The 26,326-nt window shown below is 66.8% G+C and carries 31 protein-coding genes; 11 read left to right on the top strand and 20 right to left on the bottom strand.

From position 1 onward, the window contains the following. The first annotated feature begins 39 nt into the window (after positions 1–39). From J2X09_RS12045 to J2X09_RS12035, 3 genes are all read left to right on the top strand, one after another. The gene (locus J2X09_RS12045; RefSeq protein WP_204733852.1) at positions 40–1,041 is read left to right on the top strand and encodes a tRNA dihydrouridine synthase; all 1,002 of its coding nucleotides are present in this window, start codon (positions 40–42) and stop codon (positions 1,039–1,041) included. A 33-nt stretch (positions 1,042–1,074) separates the two neighbouring features. Beyond that, positions 1,075–2,637 carry a glutamate--cysteine ligase gene (gshA, locus tag J2X09_RS12040; RefSeq protein WP_204733853.1) on the top strand — a complete coding sequence of 521 codons (1,563 nt, stop codon included), beginning with the start codon at positions 1,075–1,077 and terminating at the stop codon, positions 2,635–2,637. A 95-nt stretch (positions 2,638–2,732) separates the two neighbouring features. After that, positions 2,733–3,626, top strand: a complete 894-nt coding sequence (locus J2X09_RS12035; protein ID WP_204733854.1) for a dienelactone hydrolase family protein — start codon at positions 2,733–2,735, stop codon at positions 3,624–3,626. On the opposite strand, the gene J2X09_RS12030 is transcribed toward J2X09_RS12035, so the two are convergent. Then, a complete protein-coding gene (locus J2X09_RS12030; protein WP_204733855.1) occupies positions 3,627–4,238 on the bottom strand; it encodes an NAD(P)H-dependent oxidoreductase in 612 nt (203 codons plus the stop codon). It abuts the gene before it with no gap. Positions 4,239–4,316: 78 nt separating this feature from the next. Here J2X09_RS12030 and J2X09_RS12025 point away from each other — a divergent pair, with 78 nt between their 5' ends. Continuing rightward, positions 4,317–4,925 carry a TetR/AcrR family transcriptional regulator gene (locus J2X09_RS12025; protein WP_204733856.1) on the top strand — a complete coding sequence of 203 codons (609 nt, stop codon included), beginning with the start codon at positions 4,317–4,319 and terminating at the stop codon, positions 4,923–4,925. Positions 4,926–4,935: 10 nt separating this feature from the next. On the opposite strand, the gene J2X09_RS12020 is transcribed toward J2X09_RS12025, so the two are convergent. After that, complete coding sequence (locus J2X09_RS12020; RefSeq protein WP_204733857.1) at positions 4,936–5,406, bottom strand: SRPBCC family protein; 471 nt, start codon at positions 5,404–5,406, stop codon at positions 4,936–4,938. Positions 5,407–5,537: 131 nt separating this feature from the next. On the opposite strand from J2X09_RS12020, the gene ylqF reads away from it, so the two are divergent. Then, positions 5,538–6,482, top strand: coding sequence for a ribosome biogenesis GTPase YlqF (gene ylqF / locus J2X09_RS12015; RefSeq protein WP_204733858.1), 945 nt, complete (start codon positions 5,538–5,540; stop codon positions 6,480–6,482). 82 nt (positions 6,483–6,564) lie between these two features. Further along, entirely contained in the window at positions 6,565–7,158 is a 594-nt protein-coding gene (locus J2X09_RS12010) for an NAD(P)H-dependent oxidoreductase (protein WP_204733859.1), read from the top strand. 2 nt (positions 7,159–7,160) lie between these two features. Here J2X09_RS12010 and J2X09_RS12005 read toward each other — a convergent pair whose 3' ends face one another. The 8 genes from J2X09_RS12005 to J2X09_RS11970 all read right to left on the bottom strand — a co-directional run bounded on the left by J2X09_RS12005 (position 7,161) and on the right by J2X09_RS11970 (position 11,873). Then, positions 7,161–7,442, bottom strand: a complete 282-nt coding sequence (locus J2X09_RS12005; RefSeq protein WP_204733860.1) for a DUF427 domain-containing protein — start codon at positions 7,440–7,442, stop codon at positions 7,161–7,163. Positions 7,443–7,452: 10 nt separating this feature from the next. Beyond that, positions 7,453–7,593 carry a hypothetical protein gene (locus J2X09_RS12000; RefSeq protein WP_204733861.1) on the bottom strand — a complete coding sequence of 47 codons (141 nt, stop codon included), beginning with the start codon at positions 7,591–7,593 and terminating at the stop codon, positions 7,453–7,455. 108 nt (positions 7,594–7,701) lie between these two features. Next, on the bottom strand, positions 7,702–8,310 hold the full coding sequence (locus tag J2X09_RS11995) for a thioredoxin fold domain-containing protein (RefSeq protein WP_204733862.1): 609 nt from the start codon (positions 8,308–8,310) through the stop codon (positions 7,702–7,704). 139 nt (positions 8,311–8,449) lie between these two features. Beyond that, a complete protein-coding gene (locus tag J2X09_RS11990) occupies positions 8,450–8,893 on the bottom strand; it encodes an RcnB family protein (RefSeq protein ID WP_204733863.1) in 444 nt (147 codons plus the stop codon). 122 nt (positions 8,894–9,015) lie between these two features. Then, a complete protein-coding gene (locus tag J2X09_RS11985; RefSeq protein WP_204733864.1) occupies positions 9,016–9,492 on the bottom strand; it encodes a tellurite resistance TerB family protein in 477 nt (158 codons plus the stop codon). A gap of 50 nt (positions 9,493–9,542) precedes the next feature. Continuing rightward, positions 9,543–10,157: a DUF938 domain-containing protein gene (locus J2X09_RS11980; RefSeq protein ID WP_204733865.1), complete on the bottom strand. Its 615-nt coding sequence runs from the start codon at positions 10,155–10,157 to the stop codon at positions 9,543–9,545. Positions 10,158–10,193: 36 nt separating this feature from the next. After that, positions 10,194–11,411, bottom strand: coding sequence for a GGDEF domain-containing protein (locus tag J2X09_RS11975; protein WP_204733866.1), 1,218 nt, complete (start codon positions 11,409–11,411; stop codon positions 10,194–10,196). A gap of 75 nt (positions 11,412–11,486) precedes the next feature. Continuing rightward, positions 11,487–11,873, bottom strand: coding sequence for a hypothetical protein (locus tag J2X09_RS11970; protein ID WP_204733867.1), 387 nt, complete (start codon positions 11,871–11,873; stop codon positions 11,487–11,489). A 153-nt stretch (positions 11,874–12,026) separates the two neighbouring features. On the opposite strand from J2X09_RS11970, the gene J2X09_RS11965 reads away from it, so the two are divergent. Then, positions 12,027–12,842: a tRNA-uridine aminocarboxypropyltransferase gene (locus tag J2X09_RS11965; protein WP_204733868.1), complete on the top strand. Its 816-nt coding sequence runs from the start codon at positions 12,027–12,029 to the stop codon at positions 12,840–12,842. Beyond that, positions 12,811–13,452 (top strand): pyroglutamyl-peptidase I, encoded by a 642-nt coding sequence (pcp, locus tag J2X09_RS11960; RefSeq protein ID WP_204733869.1) that lies wholly within the window; start codon positions 12,811–12,813, stop codon positions 13,450–13,452. The genes J2X09_RS11965 and pcp overlap by 32 nt, the downstream gene beginning before the upstream one ends. A 9-nt stretch (positions 13,453–13,461) precedes the next feature. Here pcp and J2X09_RS11955 read toward each other — a convergent pair whose 3' ends face one another. Together J2X09_RS11955 and J2X09_RS11950 are read right to left on the bottom strand one after the other, a co-directional pair. After that, on the bottom strand, positions 13,462–13,788 hold the full coding sequence (locus J2X09_RS11955) for a hypothetical protein (RefSeq protein WP_204733870.1): 327 nt from the start codon (positions 13,786–13,788) through the stop codon (positions 13,462–13,464). Positions 13,789–13,822: 34 nt separating this feature from the next. Continuing rightward, positions 13,823–14,896: a restriction endonuclease gene (locus J2X09_RS11950; protein WP_310308361.1), complete on the bottom strand. Its 1,074-nt coding sequence runs from the start codon at positions 14,894–14,896 to the stop codon at positions 13,823–13,825. 196 nt (positions 14,897–15,092) lie between these two features. Between J2X09_RS11950 and J2X09_RS11945 the strand changes: the two genes are divergently transcribed. Further along, on the top strand, positions 15,093–15,320 hold the full coding sequence (locus J2X09_RS11945; RefSeq protein ID WP_310308359.1) for a hypothetical protein: 228 nt from the start codon (positions 15,093–15,095) through the stop codon (positions 15,318–15,320). A 21-nt stretch (positions 15,321–15,341) separates the two neighbouring features. Here the strand turns inward: J2X09_RS11945 and J2X09_RS11940 are convergent, their stop codons facing one another. The 3 genes from J2X09_RS11940 to J2X09_RS11930 are packed head-to-tail and all read right to left on the bottom strand — an operon-like array spanning position 15,342 to position 17,989. Further along, positions 15,342–15,734 carry a DUF1090 domain-containing protein gene (locus J2X09_RS11940; protein WP_204733872.1) on the bottom strand — a complete coding sequence of 131 codons (393 nt, stop codon included), beginning with the start codon at positions 15,732–15,734 and terminating at the stop codon, positions 15,342–15,344. Positions 15,735–15,747: 13 nt separating this feature from the next. Next, entirely contained in the window at positions 15,748–16,155 is a 408-nt protein-coding gene (locus J2X09_RS11935) for a phage holin family protein (RefSeq protein ID WP_204733873.1), read from the bottom strand. A gap of 1 nt (position 16,156) precedes the next feature. Then, entirely contained in the window at positions 16,157–17,989 is a 1,833-nt protein-coding gene (locus J2X09_RS11930) for a glutamine--tRNA ligase/YqeY domain fusion protein (protein WP_204733874.1), read from the bottom strand. A gap of 115 nt (positions 17,990–18,104) precedes the next feature. On the opposite strand from J2X09_RS11930, the gene J2X09_RS11925 reads away from it, so the two are divergent. Then, positions 18,105–19,376: a DUF2157 domain-containing protein gene (locus J2X09_RS11925; protein WP_204733875.1), complete on the top strand. Its 1,272-nt coding sequence runs from the start codon at positions 18,105–18,107 to the stop codon at positions 19,374–19,376. A gap of 109 nt (positions 19,377–19,485) precedes the next feature. Here the strand turns inward: J2X09_RS11925 and J2X09_RS11920 are convergent, their stop codons facing one another. Further along, complete coding sequence (locus tag J2X09_RS11920; RefSeq protein ID WP_204733876.1) at positions 19,486–21,372, bottom strand: choice-of-anchor I family protein; 1,887 nt, start codon at positions 21,370–21,372, stop codon at positions 19,486–19,488. Positions 21,373–21,463: 91 nt separating this feature from the next. Next, entirely contained in the window at positions 21,464–22,081 is a 618-nt protein-coding gene (locus J2X09_RS11915) for a DUF924 family protein (RefSeq protein WP_204733877.1), read from the bottom strand. 134 nt (positions 22,082–22,215) lie between these two features. Between J2X09_RS11915 and J2X09_RS11910 the strand changes: the two genes are divergently transcribed. Beyond that, entirely contained in the window at positions 22,216–22,608 is a 393-nt protein-coding gene (locus J2X09_RS11910) for a hypothetical protein (protein ID WP_204733878.1), read from the top strand. Between the two features lie 9 nt (positions 22,609–22,617). On the opposite strand, the gene hutG is transcribed toward J2X09_RS11910, so the two are convergent. Genes hutG through hutH form a run of 3 tightly spaced genes read right to left on the bottom strand, consistent with a single transcriptional unit; the run spans position 22,618 to position 26,314 of the window. Next, complete coding sequence (gene hutG, locus J2X09_RS11905) at positions 22,618–23,553, bottom strand: formimidoylglutamase (protein ID WP_310308354.1); 936 nt, start codon at positions 23,551–23,553, stop codon at positions 22,618–22,620. After that, positions 23,550–24,779, bottom strand: a complete 1,230-nt coding sequence (hutI, locus tag J2X09_RS11900) for an imidazolonepropionase (RefSeq protein ID WP_204733880.1) — start codon at positions 24,777–24,779, stop codon at positions 23,550–23,552. Before hutI ends, hutG begins: the two co-directional genes overlap by 4 nt. After that, a complete protein-coding gene (gene hutH, locus J2X09_RS11895; RefSeq protein ID WP_204733881.1) occupies positions 24,776–26,314 on the bottom strand; it encodes a histidine ammonia-lyase in 1,539 nt (512 codons plus the stop codon). Before hutH ends, hutI begins: the two co-directional genes overlap by 4 nt. Between the last annotated feature and the right edge of the window lie 12 nt (positions 26,315–26,326).

The raw sequence follows: 26,326 nt of genomic DNA, 5'->3' as shown, positions 1-26,326 counted from the left end.
AACATCCGCACATTCTCCCGGCAAAGGACAATACCCCCCATGCTGCTGCTGGCCCCCATGGAAGGATTGCTCGACGCCACCCTGCGCGATGTGCTCACGCGCACCGGCGGCATCGACCGCTGCGTGACCGAATTCATCCGCGTCACCAACACCGTTCTGCCCGAACGTGCCTTCATCCGGGTGATGCCTGAACTGCTCAACGGCGGCCGCACCCGCGCCGGTGTGCCCGTGCGCGCGCAGCTCCTCGGATCGGACCCCACCCTGCTCGCCGAAAACGCCGAACGCCTCGCCAGTCTGGGGCCACACGGCATCGACCTCAACTTCGGCTGCCCCGCCAAGACCGTCAACCAGAGTCGGGGTGGCGCGGTGCTGCTCGATGAGCCGGAACTCATTGGCCGCATCGTGGCTGCCGTGCGCCGTGCCGTGCCGGCGCCCGTGCCCGTGTCTGCCAAGATGCGCCTCGGCTTCAACGACGACGCACGTGCCGAAGCGTGCGCCCATGCCATTGCCGAGGCGGGTGCGGACGAACTGGTGATCCATGCCCGCACCAAGGCCCATGGGTACCGCCCGCCCGCCTACTGGGAGCGCCTCGCCGAGGTGCGCGCCTCGCTGCCCGCCCACCTCCGCCTGCCGGTGATCGCCAACGGGGAGATATGGACCGTGGCCGACGCCCTGCGTTGCCAGCAAGTGACAGGCTGCGAGCACCTGATGATCGGCCGCGGCATGGTCACCGACCCCGGTCTGGCCCTCGCGATCAAGGGTCTGGGCCATGTGCCCTGGCACGTGCTGCCGCCGCTCATGGCCGTGTTCTGGCAGCAGGTCAGCGCGCGCGTGGAGCGCCGCCACAGGGCCGGGCGGCTCAAGCAGTGGCTCAACTACCTGCGCAAGCGCTACCCCGAGGCCCAGGTCGCGTTCGACGAACTGCGGCTGCACAACGACCCTGCCGACATCGAGGCCTGGCTCCTGCGCGCCCGGGCCGTGGAAACGCTTACCACAGAGCCGTCCCGGGCGCTGCCAGCAGAAATGGCGCAGGCGTGTTAACTTCCGGCCCCGGACCCGAACCACGACGCCTCTATGACCTTCCCAGAACAACGGCTGGACGCCTTGACCGCAGACCGTTTGCGCGGCATGCGTCGCGGCATCGAAAAGGAAAGCCTGCGCGCCCAGCCTGATGGGAGGCTGGCGCTCACGCCGCATCCGGCCGCGCTGGGCAGCGCGCTGACGCACCCCCACATCACCACCGACTACAGCGAGTCGCAGCTCGAGCTCATCACCGGCGTGCATGGCAGCGTGGAAAGCTGCCTGGCCGAATTGACCGAGGTCCATCAGTACACCGTCCGCAGCCTGCGCGCCCAGGGCGACGAGATGATGTGGGCGTCCAGCATGCCGTGCGGCCTGCCGCCCGACGAAACCATTCCCATCGGCCGCTACGGCTCGTCCAACGTGGGTCGCGCGAAGAGCGTGTACCGCATGGGCCTGGCGCACCGTTATGGCCGCCGCATGCAGACCATCTCGGGCATCCACTACAACTGGTCGCTGCCTGGTGTCGACAACGACGGCTATTTCTCGCTGATCCGGAACTTCCGCCGCCACGCTTTTCTGCTGCTCACGCTGTTCGGGGCCTCGCCCGCCCTGTGTTCCACCTTTGTCGAAGGCCGGGAACACGAACTGCAGAAGCTTGGCGACACGGGGACGCTGTACATGCCGCATGGCACCTCGCTGCGCATGGGCCGCCTGGGCTACCAGAGCGAGGCTCAGGCCACGCTGGCCGTGAGCTACAACGGCCTGGAAGGCTATGCGGCGTCGCTGCACGACGCACTCACGCGGCCCTGGCCGGCCTACGAGGCCGTGGGTATCCGCAATCCGGGCGGTGACTACAACCAGCTCGCCACCACGCTGCTGCAGATCGAGAACGAGTTCTACGGCACCATCCGCCCCAAGCGCGTGATCTTTCCTGGCGAGCGCCCGCTGCATGCCCTGCGGGAACGCGGCGTCGAATACATCGAGGTCCGCCTGATGGACCTCAACCCCTTCGAGCCCATCGGCATTGGCGCTGCGACGCTGCGTTTCCTGGACGTGTTCCTGCTGCACTGCCTGCTGTCGGACAGCCCGCCCGACACGCCCGCCGAAATCCGCGAGCTGGCGCACAACCAGCACCTCACGGCCGCGCGCGGGAGAGAGCCCGGCCTGAACCTCATGCGCCATGGCCAGAGCGTGCCGCTGGTGCAGTGGGGTGCCGAGCTCCTGGACGAACTGGCACCCATTGCCGCCAGGCTGGATGCGGCGCAAGGCGGCAATGAGCATGCACTGGCCGTGGCGCTGGCCAAGGCCCATCTGCAAGACCCCGACAAACTGCCTTCGGCCCGCGTGCTGCAGGCCATGCACAAGCACCACGGCGATTCCTTCGTGGCCTTCGCGCGGGCCCAGTCGCGCGTCACGCACCAGCACCTTGCGGGCCTGCCCTGGGCCAGCAAGCTGCAGGCGAAATACGAAGCCATGGCGGCCCAGTCATGGGACGACCAGCGCGCCATCGAAGCCGCCGACTCCCTGCCGTTCGAGATCTACCGCCAGGAGTACATCTCTGCGGCGCGGCTGGGCCGGCCGCAGATGGCCGCCGACGCACCGCTCGCAGCCTGAGCGACCCTTGGCGAAAGCCCGGCCCGGAGGGAAGGGCAATGCCCCGCTGGCTGCAGGCGGGTTCTATGCTGCGTTCTTTTTTGCCGGAGAGCGCCATGGCCCGACTGACCGCCGCCGACTTCGACCAGGAACTGCTGATCCTGTTTGATGCCTACGTGCATGGCGACATCGACCGTCGCGCTTTCCTGGATCGCGCCTCGAAGTTCGCCGTGGGCGGCATGACCGCCGCAGGCCTGCTGGCGGCGCTCAGCCCCAACTTCGCGGCCGCACAGGTGGTGCCGGCGAACGACCCGCGCATCAAGACCGAGATGGTGAGCGTGCCATCGCCGATGGGCCACGGCACCATCAAGGCCTATGTGGCCACGCCCGCCGCCCCGCCCACCGGTGCCCGATTGCCTGCCGTGCTGGTGGTGCATGAGAACCGGGGATTGAACCCTCACATCGAGGACATCGCACGCAGGCTGGCGCTGGAGGGCTATCTGGCCTTCGCGCCCGATGCGCTGACGCCGCTGGGCGGCTACCCGGGTGACGAGGACAAGGCGCGGGCGTTGTTTGCACAGCTGGACCAGACCAAGACCCGGCAGGACTTCCTGGCCTCCGCCGCCACGCTCAAGGCCCGCCCCGATGGCAACGGCCGAATGGGTGTGGTGGGCTTCTGCTACGGCGGGGGCATTGCACACATGCTGTCCACCGAGCTGCCCGATCTCGCGGCCGCGGTGCCGTACTACGGCAACCACCCACCGGCCGAGGCGGCCGCCAGGGTGAAGGCGCCGCTGCTGATCCATTTCGCGGCGGTGGACGAGCGCATCAACGCCGCCTGGCCCGCCTACGAGGCCGCGCTGAAGGCCGCCGGCGTGCGCTACACGGCCCACCAGTACCCGGGTACGCAGCACGGCTTCAACAACGACACGACGCCACGTTTCGACGCCGCCGCGGCCAAGCTGTCCTGGGACCGCACGCTGGCGTTCTTCAAGCAGCATCTGGCTTGATCAGCCCTCTGTGACGGCTGGCACGGCCTTCGCAAACGCATTGCTGCCGAGGGCCCGCGCCGTGACGACATGGGACGCCGCGGCCTGCCCGTTCACATCGAGCAGGAACTCCGAGGTGACGACCCGCGCGCCGCAGAAATCGAAGATGCCATGGTCGATCTGCGTGCGCATGGCCTTGTCGTAGCCGTGCCGCGCATAGGTGCCTCCGTCCGCGCCGCCGATGCCGATGAGATGAACGGCGAGGCGGCCGAGCCGCTTGCCCAACGTGCCGTCCGGTGCCTCGTCGTAGGCCCAGCCGTTGGAGAACACGCGGTCGATCCAGCCCTTGAGCTGGCCGGGGAACGACCACCAGTAGACGGGATAGACCAGCACGAGCGCATCGGCCCGGTCGATGCGAGCCTGCTCGCGCAGGATGTCCGACGGCAAGGGCTTTTGAAGAAAGTAGGCGCTGCGGTCGGCCTGGTTGAAGGCCGGGTCGAAACCTTCTGCGGCGAGGTCGGCGATCTCGGTGGTGTGGTCGCCGGAGGCCGCAACACCCTCGGCGAACGCGCGCGCGACGCTGTGCGTGAGGGATTGCGGTTCGGGATGGCTGACGACGATGAGGGTATGCATGGTGGGTTCCTTGGCGTGGTTGGGTGTAAACTACCTTTAGTAATCTACTGATCGTAGGTTACCTTTGGTAGGTTAAAAATGTCAAGCAATCCGATGAAGCCGGCTGTGCCAGCCATACCCAAGAAGCGCCTCCCCAAGGAAGACCGCAACCGCCAGCTCATGGAGGTGGCGTGGTCGATCGTGCGCAGCGAAGGAACCGATGCGCTCACGCTGGGCTACCTGGCTGAGCGGGCCGGCGTGACGAAGCCCGTGGTGTACGACCACTTCGGTACCCGGACCGGGCTGCTCAGCGCGCTCTACGAGGAATACGACAACCGGCAGCACGCCTTGATGGACGAGGCATTACAGGCGTCGGGCAAGTCGCTTCCGGCGGTGGCGAAAGTGATTGCCGCCACGTACGTCAACTGCGTCATGACGATGGGCCGTGAAATGCCGGGCGTGAGTGCGGCGCTGGCCGGGTCACCCGAACTCGACGCGCTGAAGAAGAGGCTGGAAGCGGCGTTCCTGGCCAAGTGCCAGGCCGCGCTGCAGCCCTTCGCGAAGCAGTCCATCGGGCCATCGGGCATGCGGGCGATGCTGGGTACGGCGGAGGCCGTGTCGTTCGCGGCGGCCGCGGGCGAGCTGGATGCGGCGGATGCCAAGAACGAGATCTACGACGCCATCGTGCGGATCGCCCGCAGGACCTGAAGCACGCTGGTCAGGCTTCGCCGCCGAAGCGCTTGATGAGGTTGGCGATGTACTTCTCGACCAGCTTCTCGAACTCGCCTTCCACCACCGGGGCGACCACCATCTTCATCAACCCGGGCAGGGGCACATCGATCTGACCCTGGATGGACAGGGTCAGGCCGGTGGATTTCTTGTTGTCCACGATCTTCCAGTTGCCACCCACCTGCGCGTTGCCCACGCCCTTGACGGGCGTCCATTTGACGGTGCCGCGTGCCTGATCGCTCACGTATTTGCTGGCGTACACGGTCTGGATGTTGACTTGCGCGGTACCGACTTTCTCCATTTCCCACTGGTAGACACCGCCACCCAGGTCGGTGAGTTTCTCCACCTTGGGGAAATGGCTGACCGACTCGGGCACATTGGAGAGCACCTCGAACACCTCGGCCGCCTTGGCCTTGACGTCGAATTCATAGCCCAGATCGATCTTGACGGTGATGCTCATGAGGCGCCTCTGCGGGTGTTGGGTTGGGCCCGATTGTAGGGAGGCCCCGGGCGGTCGTCCCCCGGGAGTTACACCAAGGCACAATCCCCGCTGCGCCCTCGTTACTCCATTTCCGCAAAACGATTTTTTCCATGAGCATCCAGTGGTTTCCCGGGCACATGCACCTCACGCGCAAGGCCATCACCGAGCGCGTGAAGGACATCGACGTCGTCATCGAGATGCTCGACGCGCGCCTGCCCGGCTCCAGCGCCAATCCCCTCCTGGGCGAGCTCACCTCGTCCAAACCCACGCTCAAGGTGGTCAACAAGCAGGACATGGCCGACCCCGCGCGCACCTCGCTCTGGCTCGCGCACTACAACGCCCAGGCGAACACGCGTGCCATCCCGCTGGACGCCAGCGTCACCGCGCCAGCGCGCGCGATCATCGCGTCGTGTTTCGAACTGGCACCCAACCGGGGGGGCATGGTCAAACCGATGCGCGTGCTGATCTGCGGCATCCCCAACGTGGGCAAGTCCACCCTCATCAACACCTTCATGGGCAAGCGCGCCGCCAGGACGGGGGACGAGGCCGGCATCACGCGCACCGAACAACGCATCGCGCTGGCGGACGACTTCTACCTGTTCGACACGCCGGGCATGCTCTGGCCGCGCATCGTGGTGCCCGAAAGCGGGTTCAACCTGGCCGCCAGTGGCGCGGTCGGCCGCAATGCCTACGACGATCAAGAGGTGGCCCTGGAACTGCTCAACAAGCTCAAGCAGTCCTATGCGCCTTTGCTCGAAAGCCGCTACAAGCTGGGTCTGGCGCCCGAGGCCATTGCGGCGCTGCCGGACGAAGACCTGCTGGAGGCCATCGGCCGCAAGCGCGGTGCGCTGGCCGGTGGCGGTGCGGTGAACTGGCAGAAGGCGGCCGAACTGGTGATCGCCGATTTTCGAAGCGGCGCGCTGGGGCGCATCACGCTGGAGACGCCGGAACAGTTCACGGCCTGGCTCCACGCTGGGCAGCAGGCCGACGCGGAGCGCCAGGGGCGCAAGAAGGAGCGGTCTGCCGTCCGCTCCCGCAAACCCGGCCGCCGCTGAGTCCGTTCAGCGGACTTGATCCTCGTCAAGGCGCGGGGAGCCGCGCGGTGTGAGCATGCGTTCAACTTTTTCGGAGTTCGCCATGACCGACCCCCGCCGCATCCTTTTGATCGAAGGCCACCCCGACGTGACGGGGCCGCACCTCAACCGCCTGCTGGCCGAGACCTACGCCGAGGCGGCCCGTGTGGCCGGCCATGAGGTGCGCCGCGTGGCGGTGGGCGCGCTGGATTTCCCCGTGCTGCGCAGCGCGCACGACTGGAAGCAAGGGCCCGTGCCACCCGCGCTGCAGGCGTCGCAGCAGCACATCCTCTGGGCGCAGCACATGGTGCTGTTCTTTCCGCTCTGGCTGGGCGAGATGCCGGCGCTGCTCAAGGCCTGGCTGGAGCAGGTGGCCCGACCGGGATTCGCCGTGGGCCCGGAAGGGCCGAAGGAATTCGGCAAGAAACCGCTGAGTGGCCGTTCAGCGCGGGTGGTGGTGACCATGGGCATGCCCGCGCTGGCCTACCGCTGGTATTTCCGTGCGCACAGCCTGAAGGCGCTGGAGCGCAATATCCTGGGCTTCATCGGTTTTTCGCCCATCCACGCCACGCTGGTCGGATCGGTGGAGCAACTGGGCGATGCCGGCGTACGCAAGTGGCAGGAGAAGCTGCGCCAGCTGGGCAGCGCGGGGGCCTGAGCTCAGGCCTCGACTTTCACACCTTTCCAGAACGCCACGCGGCCCTTCACCATCTCGGCTTCGGGCTTGGGGTCGGCGTAGTACCAGGCGGCGTCGGTGTTGAGCTCGCCGTTGACCAGCAGCGAGTAGTAGTTCGCCTGGCCTTTCCACGGGCAGCTGGTGCGGTGGTTGCTGAAAGTGACGTAGGCGCGGTTGAGCGAGCTCTCTGGGAAGTAGTGGTTGCCTTCCACCACCACCGTGTCGTCGCTCTCGGCAATCGTCACGCCGTTCCAGGTCGCCTTCATGGGGTGCGGCTCACTTGTTCTTCTCTTTGCCCTTGGGCATCACGGCGGTCACCGGCGCCACAGGGCGGTCGGAAGTGCCGGGTCCCTTGGGGAGTGACGTGTCCTTCTTGGGTTTCTTGCTCATCTTTTCGTTGCGTTGTTCCTTGCCCATACGGACCTCCATTGAACGCCGCGCAGTGCGGCACGATGGGCTGATGGTAAGCGAACGGATGCGCGTTTCAAGCCCCTGGCAGGGGGCTGATCGCGGAACCGTGGCGGCTTATTGGCCCATGCCCAGGAAGCTGGCCAGGGCCTCGGGCCCCATCGCGCCGGCTTGCGTGATCACGGCGCCCGTGCGCTGGTGTTTGGAGACGATGAAGGGCACCGATGTGGCACCCAGGCGCTCGAGCAGGTTGGTGTTGGTCTTGATGGTCTGCATCACCTCGGGCGGGATGCTGGCCGAGGCGGACATGCCGCCCTGGCCTGCGAGCAGTTGCTGCTCGTGGGCGTTCATGGTTTCCACCGGGTTGGCGGCGGTCATGATGGCGGCACCCTGCGGCGCGCTCTTGGCGTTCATGATGGCCACCGGCAGCCACACGAACTTGACCTTGCTGTGCAGTGGCTGTGACGACTGCCACAGGTGGCCGCAATGCGGGCACTGGGGATCGAACAGCACGTACACGGTGTGGGCGCTCATCATGGCGCCGGCGGTGAAGCCCTTGCCTTGCGCGGCGAGCACGTCGAACGCCTGGCCCGGGGCAATGGGGGTCTTGTCCTCCGCGCTGGCACCGGGTGCGCCGGGCGCGCCGGTGGCGTCTTCTTTCGAGCAGGCCGCCAGCGACAGGGCGAGTGCAGCGACCAGGGGGAGGGTGAGATGGCGGAGTTTCATGGCGAAGCGGTTCGGTGGTTTTCCTGGGGCCGAATCATCGCAGAGAAGCCACAGCCCTGGTGCGCGCCGGGCTCGTGGCAAGGGGCGTGGCCCCCGCTGGCGGGTGCGCCACGCCCCTTTCGAGCGGTGATGGCGGTACTCAGTTGTTGAAGATCAGGTTGGCGATCAGGCCGGTGGCGATGGCCACGAGCACGTAGTCGCTGCCCACCTGCACCCACTGGTGGCCGCGTGGCGGCGCATACAGGTGGTGGGCGCGGGGGTTCACCACCACGTACTGGCGGCTGCGGTATTCCCGGGGGATGTAGGCGCCGCGGCGGAACTCCGGGCCACGGGCGTTGTAGTAGTAGTGGTGGTGCCTGACCACGGGGCCCGGGCGGAAATCGCGCCGGTCGTCCCGGCGGTCATGCCGGAAATCGCGACGATCATCGCGCCGGTCATGCCGGTAGTCCCGGCGGTCATCGCGCCGGTCGTCCACGCGTTGCATGTGGCTGGGTTCGTAACGGGGGCCTTGCGCGAAGGACAGGGAACTCACGCCCAGCGAGGCAGCGGCCAGAACATACACAACAAGGTTTCGGGGTTTCATGGAGGTTTCTCCTGGGGTTGGTGAGCCTCCATCGTCTCTGCGGCGTGTGAATCTCCGGTAAACGCGACACTGCGCTACGGCAAAGTCCTGTACCGGCTTGTTCGGCCGGGAATGCCTTCGTTTCAACCTTTCATGGCGGCCTGGGCGTGCAGCTTGGCCGCGATGTATTCGCCATGTGTCACATGCAGCAGACCAGCCACCTTGCTGATGACGTGGTGCTCGTGCGCGTCCAGGTGGTGGTCGGCGAAGGCCACTTCCCACATGGCTTCCACCACACGGATCTTCTGCTCCTGCGTGTAGCGCTCGTTCATCAGGCGGGTGAAGCGCTGGTAGTCGTAGGACGTGCGGGCGGTTTCGTGGGCCAGTTCCAGCAGGCGCTGCAACTCGTCTTCTTCCAGCGCAAATTTGCGGCGCAGCGCGGCCAGCACCGCATCGCGCTCGCTGTCCTGCAGGCCGGGTTCGGCCCGCATCACTTCCACCAGCAACACGGCCGTGGCCAGCTGCAGGGTGTGCTCCTGCTCGGCGGGCGCCTGCGTGCCGGCGGGAGCGGTCAGGCTGGCGGTCAGATTGTCGAAAAGGTCTTTCAGATTCCTGAGCATGGGACAGAAGGTGGAGTGCGGTGATACCCGGATGGAGCCCGGGACGGTGCTCAGGGTTCCCGTCCCCAGACCAGCAGCAGGTTGTTGGCGGGCATCGCGTGGCGCTCGCGCAGCACCAGGCCGGCCTTGCGGGCCATCTGCTCCACGTCCTCCCGCCGCCGGATGCCCCACGCGGCGTTCTCGTGGCGCAGGCTGGCGTCGAAGGCAAGATTGCCTTCCGAGGTGGGCACGCCGTCCTCCAGATACGGGCCGTAGGTGATCAGCACCCCCTGTGGTGCCAGGTGCCTGGCCGCGCCCTGCATGAGCGCGGCGCAGGTGGCCCAAGGTGCGATGTGCAGCATGTTGGCGCAATAGATGCCATCGAAGGCCGCCGGTTGCACTGGCCACGCAGGGGTCATCACGTCGAGCACCCGTGGCGGCAGCACATTGCCCGTGCCGACGTCTGCCGCCCACGCGCGAATGGAGGGCAGCGCGTCCGCCACGGCATCCGTGGGTTGCCAATGCCAATGGGGCATGGAAGCCGCGAAAAAGGCGGCGTGCTGGCCGGTACCGGCAGCGATTTCCAGCACCCGGGCTTGTGCAGGCAGCACCTGCTGGAGCACCGACAGGATGGGCCGCTTGTTGCGCTCCGCAGCCGGGCTCAGGCGCATGATGTTGGCGTTCATGCGGGCATTGTCCGGCAAGGCGCGCCGACAATGCGCTCAGTTGAGCGAAGCCGGCTCGGTCTCGGCGCTGTGGTCCGCGTCGCGCGGCATCGAATTGATCATCGCGAGTGCCTGGCTCTCGGCTTCGTTGATGACGTCGTTGGGCACGGCGTGGGCCGGGTCCAGCGGGACGACGCCCATGCCGATGCGCGGCCGGAACAGGTGGCGTCCACGCTGCTCGTCGAGCACCGCCATGGGATGCGAGACCGTCAGGACCATGCGGGCTGCGGTGGCGCTCACGGGGGGCTGTTGCGGATCCATCGTGAGCACGACGACAAAGCAGCGCGGGTGGTACAGGCCAACCACACAGCGAAAACCTGCGGCACGGCGGATGCGTGCCGCCACGGTGGACAGGATCTGATGTTCCGAGCCGGGCCCCACCACATCGGCGAGCTCGTACAGGTTGCTCACATACAGGCACAGCACCGCCGCCTTGCACTCCAGGCGCGCGGCGCGCCAGAGCGCATGCTCCACATCCGCGATCAGCGCAGAACCGGTGGACAGGCCCGTGGCCGGGTCGGTGCTCTGGTGCAGGCGGGAAAGGCGGCTGAGTTCGCGGTTGTGCCGGTTGCGCAGCAACGCCAGCACGGAAGCCATGAGGAAGAAGATGAGCGTGATCGCGGCCGTGAAGATCCAGGCGCCCAGGCCCAGCGGCACGTCGAGCCCGCGGAGGTAGTGGCCGATCGTGGTGATGGCCAGGCAGCCGATGGCCACGGCCATCCACCGCGCGAGGGGATCACCCCGGCGTGCCGCCCGCAGCGCCGCGAACAGCGCCAGGAGCACGGGCACCATGTTCACCAGGGCAGTGGCCACCAGCAGGTGGTGGAAGTTTGCGGCATCGATCTGGCTGGCCAGCACCACCAGGATGACGGCTGCGGACAACAGCAGCGCGCTTCCAATGGCGGTGAGGCGGTGCACCTTCCCGTCTTCGCGCGCGCCCCCCAGCCAGGTGCCCACGTAATACAGGCCCATGCCACCGGCCGCGGGGCCCAGGCCCGCTTTGAGCACCATCAACAGGCGTTCAGGCATGCCGGGAAAGAACACCTCGGGCAACCCGGTCATCACCACGCAGCTGGCGCCGGTGATCGACACGAACAGCAGGTTGCGCCAGGCGCCAATGCTGCGACCGTTGAACAGATCGGCCAATGCCAGTCCGGCAAGGGTGAACAGGCCACCCAGCATGGCAGACCAGACGGCAATTTCAGCAATGGGCATCCGCCGATTATGGGGACTGCACAGCCACCGGGCGTTGCCACCCCGTCAAGTTTTTCACGGGAGGGCGAACAACGGCTACCTTCCCGTGGCCGATGAGCGCCTGCGCTGCTCGGTGTACGCGGCCCTTTCCTTGGGCCGTGGCTGGGGTTTGAGGCGCGGCATCGGTTCGAGGAATGTGGAATGCTGGCGCAGCAGCATGGCGGCCTCGGCTTGCGCGCGCCGCTTGGACAGCACATGCAGCACCAGCAACCCGACACCGAGCCCCAGTGCCATCCAGGCCGGTGCCAGCAAGGCCCGGGCGGCCGATTTGAGCGAGTGGTCGATGCTCATGGCGATCGATACAAGCCACAAGGTGATGCCGGCCGCCAGCGCCCCGACGCCATTGAACAGCAGGGGGTGCGCTCTGCGGCGCTGGGCGCGACGGCGCCCGGAACGGCTCTTGGAACTGGATGTCTTGGTCATGGGAAACGTGCCCGCCATGATGGCGCAAGCGCCGCCTGGAAAACCGCGCAGGGCGACAGACGGGACAATGGCCGGCTGGCCGTGCTTCCGGGTGCGACAGGTGGTATTCCGGGTAAGAAAAAAACCTGCGTGCCTTGCGCCTACATTCCTGCCATGGTCTTTCCCATCCAATCTTCATCGTCACCCGGGAGGGCGGCGCATGCCGTTTCACGGCTTCGTGCCGTGCGCCTGGCCGCCAGTGCCAAACCCTTCGTGGCGCGCGGTTCGGGCGGGGGCCGCTGTGAGGGCTGCCGTCTGGTCGCCAGCCACTGCGTGTGCGCCCTGCGGCCGCAGGCGCACACCCGTTCCGGGGTATGTCTCATCATGGGCGATATCGAAGCGCTCAAACCCAGCAACACGGGCTGGCTGGTGGCCGACATCGTGGCCGATACCTACGCATTCGGCTGGTCCCGGACGGCGGTCGACCCTGGCCTGCTGGCACTCCTGGCCGATCCGCAATGGCAACCGTATCTGGTGTTCCCGGGCGAGTTCGTGTCGCCGGAGCGCGTGGTCACGGACATCCCCCACACCGGATCCACCCCGGAGGCGCATGGCAGGAAGCCGCTGTTCGTCTTGCTCGACGGCACCTGGTCCGAAGCCCGCAAGATGTTCCGCAAGAGCCCGTACCTTGATGCCTTGCCCGTGCTCAGCCTGCAGCCCGAGGACGTGGTGTCCCACTACCGGCTGCGGCGTTCATCGCGCGAAACGCACTTCTGCACCTCCGAAGTGGCCGCGCTGTGCCTGGCGCTGGCGGGCGAGGTGCAGGCCGCCCACGCATTGGCGAACTGGCTCGACGTGTTCACCACCCACTACCTCAGCGCCAAGCGCGGCACGCCGCTGGACCGCACCAGCGCGGCCCATCGCGAACTCGACGCACTGCGTGAGGTAAATTGCCAGGATGCCGAACAAGGTCCTGCTCACCGGCTTTGAGCCGTTTGGTGGCGAATCCATCAACCCCAGCTGGCTGGCCGTGAAGGCGCTGCATGGACGCCAGGTGCTCCGGCACACGGTGGTGGCCGCGCAGCTGCCCACCGTGTTCGACGCCTCGTTGCGCGAACTGCAGGCCCTGCTGCACCAGCACCGGCCCGCGCTGGTGATCTGCGTGGGCCAGGCCGGTGGCCGTGCGCCACTCTCGCTGGAGCGCGTGGCCATCAACGTGAACGACGCGCCCATTGCCGACAACGCGGGCGCGCAGCCGGTGGACACACCGGTGCAGGCCGGCGCACCCGCCGCCTACTTCACCACCCTGCCCATCAAGGCCATGCTCGGCATGTTGCGTGAAGAGGGCGTTGCGGCCGAGGTGTCACAGACTGCGGGCACTTTCGTCTGCAACCACGTGTTCTACGGGCTCATGCACGCCCTGGCCACGCAGCCCGATCTGGGTCATGCGCGGGGCGGCTTCATCCACGTGCCCTGGCTGCCCGAACAGGGAACACCCAGCATGCCGCTCGACGACATCGTGCGCGGCCTGCGCACGGCGGTGCGTAGCGCGCTGCGTGTTCAGCACGACCACGCGCTCGGTGCCGGCGCCACGAACTGAGCCCGGCCTTCAGGCCTGCCACACGCCGAAACCGGCCGAACGCAGGTCGATGCCGATCTCGATCTCCTTCTCGACGGCGTCCTCGTACCGCATCGGGTTGAACCCCTCGTACAGATCCGGCAGCAGCCGCAGGCCGTACCTGAACACATACGCGTTGCACTGAATGCCCGCCTTGTGCTTGTCGAATCGCACATCCGGGTCCAGACCCGTCATGCCCACGTAGACGCAGGGCTTGCCATCGATGTAGCCAGGGTTGTTCTTGCGGAATTTCGGCTCCAGCAGCACGTCTTTGGAGAGCTCTATGACGTAGACGTGGTGGTGACGGCGGCGGGGCATGGTGGGTTGGATTGTCCGATGCGCCGCTCCGGGGTCAAGCCGCTTGCCTGGACATCGCGATCTTTGACTTGCAGCGAGGGTAGTTGGTGCAACCCCAGAAGGGTGAACCCGTCTGCCGGTTGGCACGCTCCACCATCTTGATGCCACAGCTCGCACACGTTGGCCGCGCGTAGTCGCCTTCGAACGCTACCGCCAGAAGCGCTTGTTGCTGCTCGGGCGTGCGTTGCCCGATCAGGGCCAGCAAGCCTTTGCCATCAAGCAGATGGATGCCGTTCTGCCTCGCGAAATCCACCGCATCCGGCGTGAAGGTCGAGGTGGTGGCGTAGGTACCGCGCTTGAGCTGGTGAGATGCCATCACCCCGAAAAATTCACGCACCTCCTTCACGCCAACTGGCTTGGATAGCCAGTGCTTGCACTGCACCACCGACGCGGGCCCCTGCATGTGCTTCGAATACAGCCACACGTCCACACCGCCATCCGCACCGTGCGACTGCGTGCGTGCCTCAAACCCGGCTTGAGCGAACAGCGCCTCACACACCGCTTCGAAGCGCCGCCATTCGATGGCCTTGAAAACTGCTGGGCCCCATTCTGTTGGTGTGGGTGATGCTTTGGATGTGTCTGCAGGTTCTGACGATGCGGAAGCCCGCCAGATGGCGGACTCTTCGTATTGCGCTGTCGGTCTGGCCGATGGCACGCTTTTCAGCAGTGGCGCGACTTTGGGCAGTGGTTTCTTGCTTTCATCGCCCTTGTCTTTCACCACGAAATGAATGCCCAACAGGAGCACCCCTATGCCGATGGCCAGCCAGGCCGGCATCTGAATCGCACGGGTCGCCGCGCTGAGCATCGGATTCGCGGACAGAAACAACGACATGAGCAGAAATGCAACGCCCAGTCCCAGGGCGCTCAAACCCTTCTCCAGAAATGGCTGACGGTTCTTTCTGCGACGTGATTTAGTGGACGATGATCTGCCCATGTGAGAAGCCCCCTGCTTGCTTTGTTGATTGACGCGGGCATGATGCCGCAGATCAACAAGAGGGGAGGGAGTAATGACAACCAATCGGGGAAGCGGGCGCCGAGCGCATTCATCGCGGCGACTGGCGGTGCTCATGGGGTGTGGGCTGCTTGGCTCAGTCCTACATGCGCAGACTGTTTATCGATGCGAAATGCAAGGAAAGGTCTCCTACTCGCACGAGCCCTGTGTGGGTGCGAAAGCGCTGGATACGACACCCACTCAGGGGCTGGACAAGTCCAGCGGGAAAAGCCGTAAAGGCCCGGACGTTCGAAAGGCTGAGCATGACAGAGCCATGAGTGAAGCCCTGCGACCCATTACCGGGTTGGAGCATGAACAACGCCAGACATTGCATCGTCGCTTCAAGCTTTCACATGCAGCGAAGTTGGAGTGCGCCTTGCTGGACAGCCGCCTCGCAAGCCAGGAAACCAACGAGCGCACTGCGACGACCCCCCAAGACCTGCAGACGGCTCAGCAGTCCCTGTTTGAAAGTCGCAAGCGCTTTCGCGATTTGCGCTGCTAGGTATGGAGGGGCATTTCGGCCTCAGCGATCCAGCTCAGCCTTCGCCGCCGTCAACTCGCTCTGCGCTTCCGCCAGTTTCTTGCGCGCCTTCGCAATGTCCTTCTTCTTGCCCTCGCGAATCTCTTCCTGAAGTTCCGCGTCGCGCTCGCTCACCTTGTTCGTGGCGTCGCGCACCTTCTTTTCGCGCTCGGCCGCCAGCGTCTGGTCGTCACACTTCCTGGCAGCGCTCAGCGCGTCTTCCAGTCCTTTGGCCTTGCGGGTTTGTCCCCTGGATTTCGCAAGGATCAGCTCGTTCTCGATGTTGGCCACCTTGGCCGCGCATCCCTTGAGCGGCGCGGCGTCGTTGGCAGCTACGGCCAGGTGTGCCGTGAGTGCCAGGCCTGCGGTGGCCAGCAAACCGAGAAGTCGGCTCATGCCTTGCTCCTTGTCAAAGCCAGACCGAACCCGAGCTCGGGCTGGTGTCGATGGTGAACTCCGGCGAGCCACCCAGCAAGAACGCACCGAGCACAAAACTCAGCAACGCCATGAAGATGCTCGCCCAGAACGCGGTCCAGAAACCGCTGATCTTGAAGCCGTCCACGATCTTCGCCACCAGCAAGAGCATCAGCGCGTTGATCACGAGCAGGAAGATGCCGAAGGTCAGCACCGTCAGGGGCAGCGTGAGCACGACCAGCAAGGGCCGCACGATGGCGTTGGCCAGACCCAGAAGCAGGGCAGACACCACCAGCGACGCGGTGCTGCTGAACTGGATGCCCTTGAAGACGTGGCTGGCCACCCAGAGGGCAAGGGCGGTGATGGCCCAGTGGAGGAGGAATGGGGTCAGGTTGGCAAGCATGTCATTTCCCCCACGAATCTTTCAACCCCGTCACCCGATTGAACACCGGCTTTCCAGCCACATGGTCCTTCCGGTCCGCCACAAAGTACCCATGCCGCTCGAACTGGAACTTCTCATCCGGCTTCGCCGCAGCCAGTGACGGTTCCACGTATGCGGTCACCACCTTCAGGCTGTTCGGGTTCAGGGCTTCGATGAAATCCTTGCCGCCAGCGTCGGGGTGTGCGTCGAGGAACAGGCGGTCGTACAGGCGCACTTCGGCCTGCACGCCGTCGGCGGCGCTCACCCAGGTGATGGCGGCCTTGGCTTTCACGCTGTCGGCGCCGGGGGTGCCGCTCTTGGTGTCGGGGATGACCTTGGCGTGCACTTCGGTCACCTGGCCGTTGGCGTCTTTCGCGCCAACGCCGGTGCATTCGATGACGTAGCCGCCCTTGAGGCGCACGACGTTGCCGGGGAACAGGCGCTTGTAGCCCTTGGGTGGCGCCTCTTCGAAGTCCTCGCGCTCGATCCACACTTCCTTGCCGATCTTGAACACGCGGTCGGGTGGCGGGGTCTGGCCTTCGGCGATGGCGCTGTGGGGCAGGGCGGGCTGGGTGCAGTCTTCGGTGTAGCCGTCAGAGCCGAACACCTCGCCCCAGTTTGTGAGCACGAGCTTGACGGGGTCGAGCACGGCCATGCCGCGGTGGGCCTTGTTCTCCAGGTCTTCGCGCAGGCAGCCTTCGAGCGTGCTGTAGTCGATCCACGAGTCGCTCTTGGTCACGCCGATGCGTTCGGCGAAGAGCTGGATGCTCTCGGGCGTGTAGCCGCGCCGGCGCAGGCCCACGATGGTGGGCATGCGCGGGTCGTCCCAGCCGTTGACCTTGTGGTCGTACACCAGTTGCGCGAGCTTGCGCTTGCTGGTGATGACGTAGGTGAGGTTGAGTCGGGCGAATTCGTACTGCCGGGGCGGCGGGTTCTTCAGCAGGCCGCCTTCGCACAGGCGTTCCAGCAGCCAGTCGTAGAACGGGCGCTGGTCTTCGAATTCGAGCGTGCAGAAGCTGTGGGTGATCTGTTCCAGCGCGTCCTCGATGGGGTGCGCGTAGGTGTACATCGGGTAGATGCACCAGGTGTCGCCGGTGTTGTGGTGCGTGGCGCGGCGGATGCGGTAGATGGCCGGGTCGCGCAGGTTGATATTGGGGCTGGCCATGTCGATCCTGGCGCGCAGCACCATGCTGCCGTCTTCGTGCAGGCCGTCGCGCATTTCGCGGAAGCGCTTCAGGTTCTCGGCCGGCGTGCGGCCTCGGAAGGGGCTGTCCACGCCGGGCTTGGAGAAGTCGCCCCGGTTCAGGCGCATCTGCTCGGTGGTCTGCTCGTCCACATAGGCGTGGCCGGCTTCCACGAGGTATTCGGCGGCGCGGTACATGAAGTCGAAGTAGTCGCTGGCCTGGTACAGGTGGTTCTGGCCGTGGGCTTCCCAGTTGAAGCCGAGCCATTTCACGGCATCGAGGATGCTGTTGACGTACTCGGTGTCTTCCTTTTCCGGGTTGGTGTCGTCAAAGCGCATGTGGCACACGCCGCCGTAGTCGCGCGCCAGGCCGAAGTTCAGGCAGATGCTCTTGGCGTGGCCGACGTGCAGGTAGCCATTGGGCTCGGGGGGGAAGCGGGTGCGGATCTTCGCCGGGTCGGGCTCGCCCTGGGCGTGGTGCGCGGCGTCGCCGGGGCTGCCCGCCCAGCGGCGGCTCTGGTAGGTGCCTTTGTCCAGATCGTTCTCGATGATCTGGCGCAGGAAGTTGCTGACCTTGTGTTCGCCTTCCGTGGCGGGGGTGCTGGGGGAGTTGCTGGGGTGGGTGGAGCTCATGCGCCATTCTATTGATCCCGCCCGTCGCGCACCGGCTCCGCCGGTTGGCACTTTGGTTCTAGCGGGGCGGTTTCCGGTATCGTGCCTGTTCCCGGACGAGGAAGAGGAAGCCGAGATGAACAAGGACAACCCCGACACCATGCCCACGGAGGAGCCGCCCCGCTGGGAGATCACGCAGGCGGAGGACGTGTTCCTCCCGTCGGTGCGCGTGCAGATCGGCTGGAGTGACGTGGAAGTGGCCGTGGAGAGCGGTCTGATTCCGCCGGCCGAGGCGCACACGCTCTGGGCCGCCTGGGCCGCGCCGGGCAGCCCGCTGCGGGTGGCGGCGGGGGGGATGGCGGCCCAGGGGGCAGCGGTACCCACCGCCGCCGAACTGGCGCAGGAGGACCAAGCCGCCAGCCAGCCGGCGGTGCCCGGCAAGCGCCCGCCGCTGGACCGTGGCCCGGCGTTCAGCTTCACCAACACCCTGTATTACTTCGGCGGCATGCTGGCCATCGGTGCCATGACACTGTTCATGACGCTGGGCTGGGAGCTTTTCGGTGCCTGGGGTGTGTTCGTACTGGCGCTGGGCTATTTCACGGGCGCGTTGCTGGTGGCGGGCAATCTGCTGGAAAAAGGCCTGCGCACGCCGGCCGGCATCCTGGCCACGCTGGCCGTGTGCCTGGTGCCGCTGGCGGTGTGGGCATTCCAGGCGGGCATCGGCCTGTGGCCCGAAGGTTCGCACGACAGCTACCGCGACTACCACCGCTACATCGACTGGCGCTGGCTCACGCTGGAATTCGCCACGCTGATCGTGGCCGTGGTGCTGCTGTACCGTTACAAGCTACCGTTCATGGTGATGCCGGTGGCTGTGACCCTCTGGTACCTCTGCGTGGACGTGACGCACATGCTGATGCAGCTCGACGGCTTCGACTGGCAGTTCACGCGCGACATGTCGCTGGTGTTCGGCCTGGCGACCTGCGGCATCGCCGTGTGGGTGGACCTTCGCACCCGCGCTGCCGAGAACGAAGAGGACCGGCAGGACTTCGCCTTCTGGCTCTACCTGTTCGGCGCCATCATGTTCTGGTGCGGCCTGAGCCTGCGCGACAGCGACTCGGAACTCAACAAGCTGCTGTACGCGCTCATCAACGTGTTCCTGGTGTTCCTGGGCGCGGCCATCGGCCGGCGCGTGTTCACCGTGCTGGGCGCCATCGGCGTGGCGAGCTACCTGGGCTACCTCGCATACCGTGTGTTCGAGGACAGCCTGCTGTTCCCTTTCGCGCTCACCCTGCTCGGCCTGGGCGTGGTGGCGCTGGGCATCTGGTGGCAGCGCAACGAGGCGGCCATCCATGACCGCCTCGTCGGCTGGCTGCCAGCGGCGCTGAAGCCGCTGGCACGCAACGAGTGAGAAGGGACCAGGGGCACCGAGGGTCCGGCTCTGCCGGCCCCAGGTGCCGCCCCCCTCCCGCCGCAGGCGAGAGAGGGGGGAGCGCCGAAGGCGCGCGGGGGGCGCCCCCTCAATAGCTCAGATTCAACTGCAGCACCGAGGTGGTGCCGCTCACTTCGTTGCCCACCACCAGCAGCGGTCGGCCGTTCGGCGAACGCGAGGCGGGGATGAACACCAGGCCTTCGGGGCCGAGGTCGCCGACGGTTGCCAGGTTGGCTGCGCTCGGCTGGGTCACCCACTCGTTGCGGGTGTTGAGGTAGTCCACGCGGACCGGTGCGGTCGGGGTGGTGATGTCGTACACCAGCACGCCGCCCATGCGCTCCAGGCCGATGAAGGCGAAGGTCTTGTTGCCGATCTGGCCCAGCGCGATGCCTTCGGGTTCCGGGCCCTTGGCGTCGCTGCGGCTGTCCTTGGCGTTGCCTTCGTTGTGGCCCGAGTTGAAGAAGTCCGCGCAGGGGATGTTGCGCGCCTGGCCGAGCATGCACTCGGGGCTGGCGAGGAATTTCTCGACCTCCGCGCCCGAGTCCCACACCAGGCCGCCGTTGGCGTTCCAGATGCTGAAGGAGCGGCCACCATAGCTGTAGAGCCTGTCGTACATGAGGCGGTTGCCGGTCGGGTCCTGCACGCCGGCGGCGGTGAACATCATCGGTGAGCCATCGGGGTTGGTGCGGTAGCCCATGGTCCAGGTGATGTTCAGGCGGCCCAGGTTGGCATCGTCCCGGCAGCCCATGGGGTTGCCCGCGACGGCACCGCAGTAGCCGAACACGGCCGGGTCGAGCAGCCCACCCGCGGCCATGGCGTTGAGCTGGGGCGGCAGGTCATCGCCAGCCCGGCCCGACCAGCCGTTGCGGTTGATCAGGTGCTTGACGCGGAACTCCTCCACGAAGCCCTGGCTGGCGTCACCGGCCCAGTAGGCGGCGTTGTCTTCACCCCAGGCACGCGCGTCCCCTTCGTTGGCGGTCACGAGGTAGGTCTGGCCGCCCACCGTGTAAGAGGCCAGGGCATCGGGCTGGTACATGCCGTACACGCCAGGCCAGGTGCGGATGGTGATGGCGCCGCCTTCGGTGTCCGACGCGTCGAGCTCGTTGCCGGCCACGCCGTGGTCCTTGTAACCCAGGGGCAGGATGTCCGTGACCGTGGCGCTGGCGATGTTCAACTTGGCAAAGGCGTTGTTCTCCTGCAGCGTCACCCACGCGGTGGTGCCATCGGCGGAGACGGCGATGTACTCGGGCTCCAGGTCTTGCGCGACGGTGGCGTTCGGGCCGTAGATGCGCACGCCAGCGGCGCGCAGGGTGGCGGCCTGGCTGTTGAACGCGGTGAACGTGGCCTTGCGCTCCACCAGCGCGGCGGGGTTGCGCACGTCGATGATGCTCACGCTGCCTTCGGGGTCGATCTGGTAGTCGTCGCTCGGCTCGCCTTCGTTGGCCACCAGCACGGTGTTGCCATCGGGCGTGAAGGTGAGCATGTCGGGCAGGGCGCCGACGGCGACGGAGCCGAGCAGGGTGAGGTCGCTCGCTCGGTACAGCGCCATGCGGCCGTTGTCGGTCTTCACGGCGGCCTGGATGGCCACGGCCACGATGCCGTTGTGAACGGCCACGCTGTTGATGGAAGCGCCAGCGAGCACGGTGGTGGCGTCGATCGCGCCGATCTTCGTCGGGCTAGCGGGGTTGCCCATATCCAGCACGTCGACGGCACCCAGCTGCGCATTGACGACGAACAGGCGGCGGCTGGCGGCGTCAAAGGCCGGGATTTCCGCCGCGCTCACTTCGTACTGGCCGGTGCTGTAGGAACCGATCTTCTCCAGCCGCAGGCTCACTGGCGTGGCTTCCGGTGTGGGCGTGGTCGGGGTGGTGGGTGCCGGTGCGTCGCTGCCGCCGCCGCAGGCGGCAAGCACGGCGGTCATGAGCAGCGTGACGGTGAACAGGCGGGTCGCGGGCGAGTTGGTCAGGGGGCGCATCGGCGGTCTCTACGTTGTGGTGGAAACCCACGGTTGTAGAAACGCGCCATGACGTCGCCGTGACGTCGATGTGTCGTTTTTGTGACGAGGCTCACTGCCCGAATCGGGGTCCGTCTTTCAGAAAGGCTTCTTCCTCGGGTGTGCTGGTGCGTCCCAGCACGGCGTTGCGGTACGGAAAACGCCCGAACTTCTCCACGATGTCGCGGTGCAACCGCGCGAATTCGAGGTTGTTCGCCAGCGTATCGCGCAGTTCGGGTGCGCAGGTGTCAAGCAGGCGCTGGAAGCGCAGCACGCTTTCGGCCTGCAGGGCCAGGTCTTCCGCGTGCATGAGCGGCATGCTGAGGAACACCATGCCCACGGTGGCCAACTCGGCGTCCATGCCGCTTGCGTGTGCGTCCAGTGAGAGTTGCTGCGCCCGCTGGTCGCCCGCGAAGGCGCGTGCCTGGCCCCGGTACACGTTGCGGGTGAACTGGTCCAGCACCAGCACCAGGGCCAGTCGGGTGTCGATGCGCGTCTCCCACTCTGCCAAGCCGCCGTTCACCGCTTCCTCCACCAGCGGGCCGAAGCGTTCCTGGATCTGTTTGTCGATCGAGGGGCTGCCGCCGAACCAGAGTTCGTCGCGCTTGTCCGAGCACCAGCCGCGCTCCAGACCGTCGCCCAGCCAGAAGTCGAGCACGTCCTGAGCGGTGGGTGGCTTAAGGGTTTTCATGGAGATTTCAATGTAAAGATGGGCCGGGTGTTACGTCTGGCAACGACTTTGACCGAGCATGTGGAACAGGTTAACGCGGATTTCCTTGTAATAGCGTCACGGGGTGCGAGACCACCCTTCAACTGGAGCCCCACATGAACACGCAGACCTTGAAAACCCCCTGGAGCCGCACCTCGGCCGTGGCCCGAGGCCTCTCCATCGCCGCCATCGCCGCCGGTGCCTGGGCCCTGTCGGCAATGGGCTCCCAGGCCCATGCGCGCAGCGACGTGCACTGGTCCATCGGTGTGAATGTTCCCGGTGTCGTGGTGGGCGCGTCGAGCGCGCCGCCCGTGTATTACGCGCCAGCCCCGGTGTATTACGGGCCTCCGCCCGTGTACTACGCTCCGCGGCCCATCTACTACAGCCCGCCGCCGGTCTATTACGCACCGCGCCCGGTCTACCGCTCCGGATGGGGTCCCGCCCCACGCTGGGAAGGCCATCGCCATGGACACCGGCACGGGTGGGACCGCCACGACAGGCGCCGTTGAAGCCCGTGCTCAGGCGCGGCGGTTGCGCGCGATGCGCGCCGCCAGCCGTGCCGCCAGCCGCGCCGTGATCCGGTCCCGGTCGAATGAAGGGTTGAGCTCCGCGATGTCCGCCGCCACCACGCGGCCCGAAGCCATCACCTGATCGATCAGCCGTTCCACGTGAGCGAGCGGCACACCCAGCACCGCCGGCCCTGACACGCCGGGTGCCTGTGCCCCGGGGAGCACGTCCATGCAGACAGTGAGATAGACCGCATCGCTGCGCGCGAGGTCGACGGCTAGTGCCTGCTGCGCGTCGTGCAGGCCCGTGGCGTCCTGCAGGCTGTCGTCGAGCCAGTAACGCGCACCGATGGTGTTCGCGCGGTCGAACAGGGCCTGCGTGTTGGAAAAGCGGCTGATGCCGAACACCCGGTAGTTGAAGGCGTGGCCGTTCGCCATGCACCATTCGTGCATCTGCCGAAAGGGTGTCCCAGAGTTGGCCTGGCGGGCCATGCGCAGATCGAAGTGTGCGTCGAGGTTGACCACCAGCAAACGGCTGGCATCGGGGTGGTGCTTCACCACACCCTGGAACGTCCCCCAGGCCATTTCGTGGCCGCCGCCCAGCACCAGCGGCAGGCTGCCTCGGGCCATGGCGTCGGCCACGCGCTCACCGAGCGCGGCCTGCGCGCTTTCCAGCTGACCATCTTCGCAGGCCACATCGCCCGCGTCCCACACGGCGGGCTCACCGAGCACCGGGGTGTTGCACAGGGCCTGGCGCAGCGCTTCGGGCCCGTGCGCCGCGCCCCCGCGCCCGCTGTTGCGGCGCACGCCTTCGTCCACCGGAAAGCCGATCAGCGTGATGCCGCCCCGGGCGTGCGCGTCCGCCGGCCGCACTTTCTCATGCCAGCGGGTGCTGATGCCGATCTCCTCCGGGTCCGTGCGGCCCTCCCATTTGAATGGCGGTGTCATGCCCATGGGTTGCTCCTTTCGCATCCATTGGACACCACGCGCTGGCACGGGTTGTGGCCGAACCAGTACGCCAGCTCGTTCGGATGCCCGAGGCGCCACGCCACGAAGTCGGCGCGTTGTCCGGCGGCGAGCTGGCCGCGGTCCGGCAGGCCGAGCGCGCGCGCCGCGTTCATCGTGATGCCTTGCACTGCTTCCAGCGGTGTGAGGCGGAACAATGTGCAGGCCATGCTGGCCATGAGCAGGAGCGATAGCCCGGGCGAAGTGCCCGGGTTGTGGTCGGTGGCGACGGCCATGGGAACACCTGCCGATCGCAGGGCCTCGATGGGTGGCAGGCGTGTTTCTCGCAGCGTGTGGTAGGCGCCTGGCAGCAGCACCGCCACCGTGCCGGCCGCGCGCATCGCCGCGATGCCCTCGGGGCTCAGGTGCTCGAGGTGATCGCACGAGAGCGCACCGAACGATGCCGCGAGCGCGGCGCCACCCTGGTCGGACAGCTGTTCCGCGTGCAGCTTGACGGGCAGGCCCAGGCATTGCGCCGCTTCGAACACGCGGCGCGTCTGCTCGCGCGTAAAGCCGATGTGTTCGCAGAACGCATCGACCGCGTCCACCAGGCCCTGGGCCTGCAGTTCGGGCAGCCAGGTGCAGATGGCGTCGATGTAGTCGTCGGCGCGGCCTTCGAATTCGGGCGGCAGGGTGTGTGCGCCCAGGAAGGTCGTGCGCACGTCGAGCGGCAGTTCGGCGCCCAGCCGGCGCGCCACGCGCAGGCACCGTGCCTCGGCCTCCAGCGACAGGCCGTAGCCGGACTTGATTTCCAGCGTGGTCACGCCCTCGGCCATGAGGCCTTCTGCGCGCTGCGCGGCTGAAGCCAACAGATGGTCTTCGCTGGCGGCGCGCGTGGCTGCCACGCTGGAGCGGATGCCGCCACCCGCGCGTGCGATGGCCTCGTAGCTCATGCCTTGCAGACGCTGTTCGAATTCGGCCGCGCGGTGGCCGCCGTAGACCAGATGGGTGTGACAGTCCACCAGGCCGGGGGTGACGAGCGCACCGCCGAGGTCCACTTCCTGATCGGGGGCGGCCTGGGCGGGCAGATCATGGATGGTCCCCACCCAGGCGATGCGGTTGCCCTCGGTGAGCAGCGCACCGTGTTCGACCAGGCCCCAGCCGTCACCGCCCTGAGCAGGGTCGAGTGTGGCCAGGCGGGCATTGCGCCAGAGTGTGCTGCCGGTCATGTCCAGATGGCGGCACAGAGATCGGGCTGTTCTGCGCTCGCGTCGCCTCGCAGCACGAGCTGCAGCGCGGCTTCGATATCGGGGGCGAACAGGCGGTCCTGTGCATAGAAGGGCACCTGCCTGCGCAGCAGGGCATGGGTGCGCGCCAGGTGTGGGCTGGTGGTCAGCGGCCGGTGGAAGTCCACGCCCTGAGCAGCCGCCAGCCACTCGATGCCGAGGATGGTCGCGGTGTTGCGCGCCATCTCGTCAAGACGGCGACCGGCGTAGGTGGCCATGCTCACATGATCTTCCTGGTTGGCGCTGGTGGGCAGGCTGTCCACGCTGGCCGGATGCGCGTGCGACTTGTTTTCCGAGGCGAGCGCGGCGGCGGTGACGTGCGCGATCATGAAGCCGGAGTTCAAACCCGGGTTGTCCACCAGGAAGGGGGGCAGGCCGGAGAGTGTGCTGTCGATCAGCAGCGCGATGCGGCGTTCGGAGATGGCGCCGATCTCGGCAATGGCCAGGGCCAGCGCGTCGGCGGCGAAGGCCACGGGCTCGGCGTGGAAGTTGCCGCCCGAGATCACCTCGTTCGTGTCGGTGAAGACCAGGGGGTTGTCGGTGATGGCGTTGGCCTCGACGAGCAACGTGCGCGCGGCATGGCCGATGAGGTCACGGCAGGCGCCCATGACCTGGGGCTGGCAGCGCAGGCTGTAGGGGTCTTGCACGCGCTCGTCGTTGTCCAGGTGGGAGCGTCGGATCTCGCTGCCGGCGAGCAAGGCGCGCGTGGCGGCGGCCACGGCGATCTGGCCGGGCTGGCCGCGCACGGCGTGGATGCGCGGGTCGAACGGTGCATCGCTGCCCTTGGCGGCGTCGACGCACAGCGCGCCGATAACGGTGCCGGCCTCCAGCAGGCGTTCGGCCATGAAGAGGCCGTGCAGCGCCAGCGCGGTGGAGACCTGGGTGCCATTGATGAGGGCCAGGCCCTCCTTGGCCGCAAGCGCGATCGGCGCGATGCCCGCCTGCTGAAGGGCCGACGCGGCAGACACGCGCTGCCCCCGCACCAGTACGTCGCCTTCACCCATGAGGGCGAGCGTCATGTGCGACAGCGGTGCGAGGTCGCCCGACGCACCCACCGAACCCTTGACCGGGATCAATGGCGAGATGCCCGCGTTGAGCAGGGCGAGCAGGGTGTCGATGACCACGGGGCGAACGCCCGAGTGGCCGCGTGCCAGGCTGGCCGCCTTCATCAGCACGACCAGCCGCACCGTGGCGTCGCTCATGGGGTCGCCAGTGCCCACCGAGTGGGAGAGGATCAGGTTGCGCTGCAGGCGTTCGAGCTGTTCGTCTGGGATGCGCGTGCGGGCGAGCTTGCCGAAGCCCGTGTTGATGCCGTAGGCCGCGTCGCCCTTCTGCACGATGGCGTCGATGGTGGCGGCGGAGGCTTCGATGCCAGGGCGGGCGCTGTCCGCCAGTTCCACCTTGATGGATTGCCGCCAGATGCTGCGAAGGTCGGCCAGCGACAGCTGACCAGGTTGGAGCGTGAGAGCGAGGTTCATGGAAAGGAAGTG

The sequence above is a fragment of the Hydrogenophaga laconesensis genome, from assembly GCF_031457235.1.
Classification (GTDB): Bacteria; Pseudomonadota; Gammaproteobacteria; order Burkholderiales; family Burkholderiaceae_C; genus Hydrogenophaga; species Hydrogenophaga laconesensis.
Note: the sequence above shows the minus strand (reverse complement) of the source record. Positions and strands in the feature narration are given on the sequence as shown.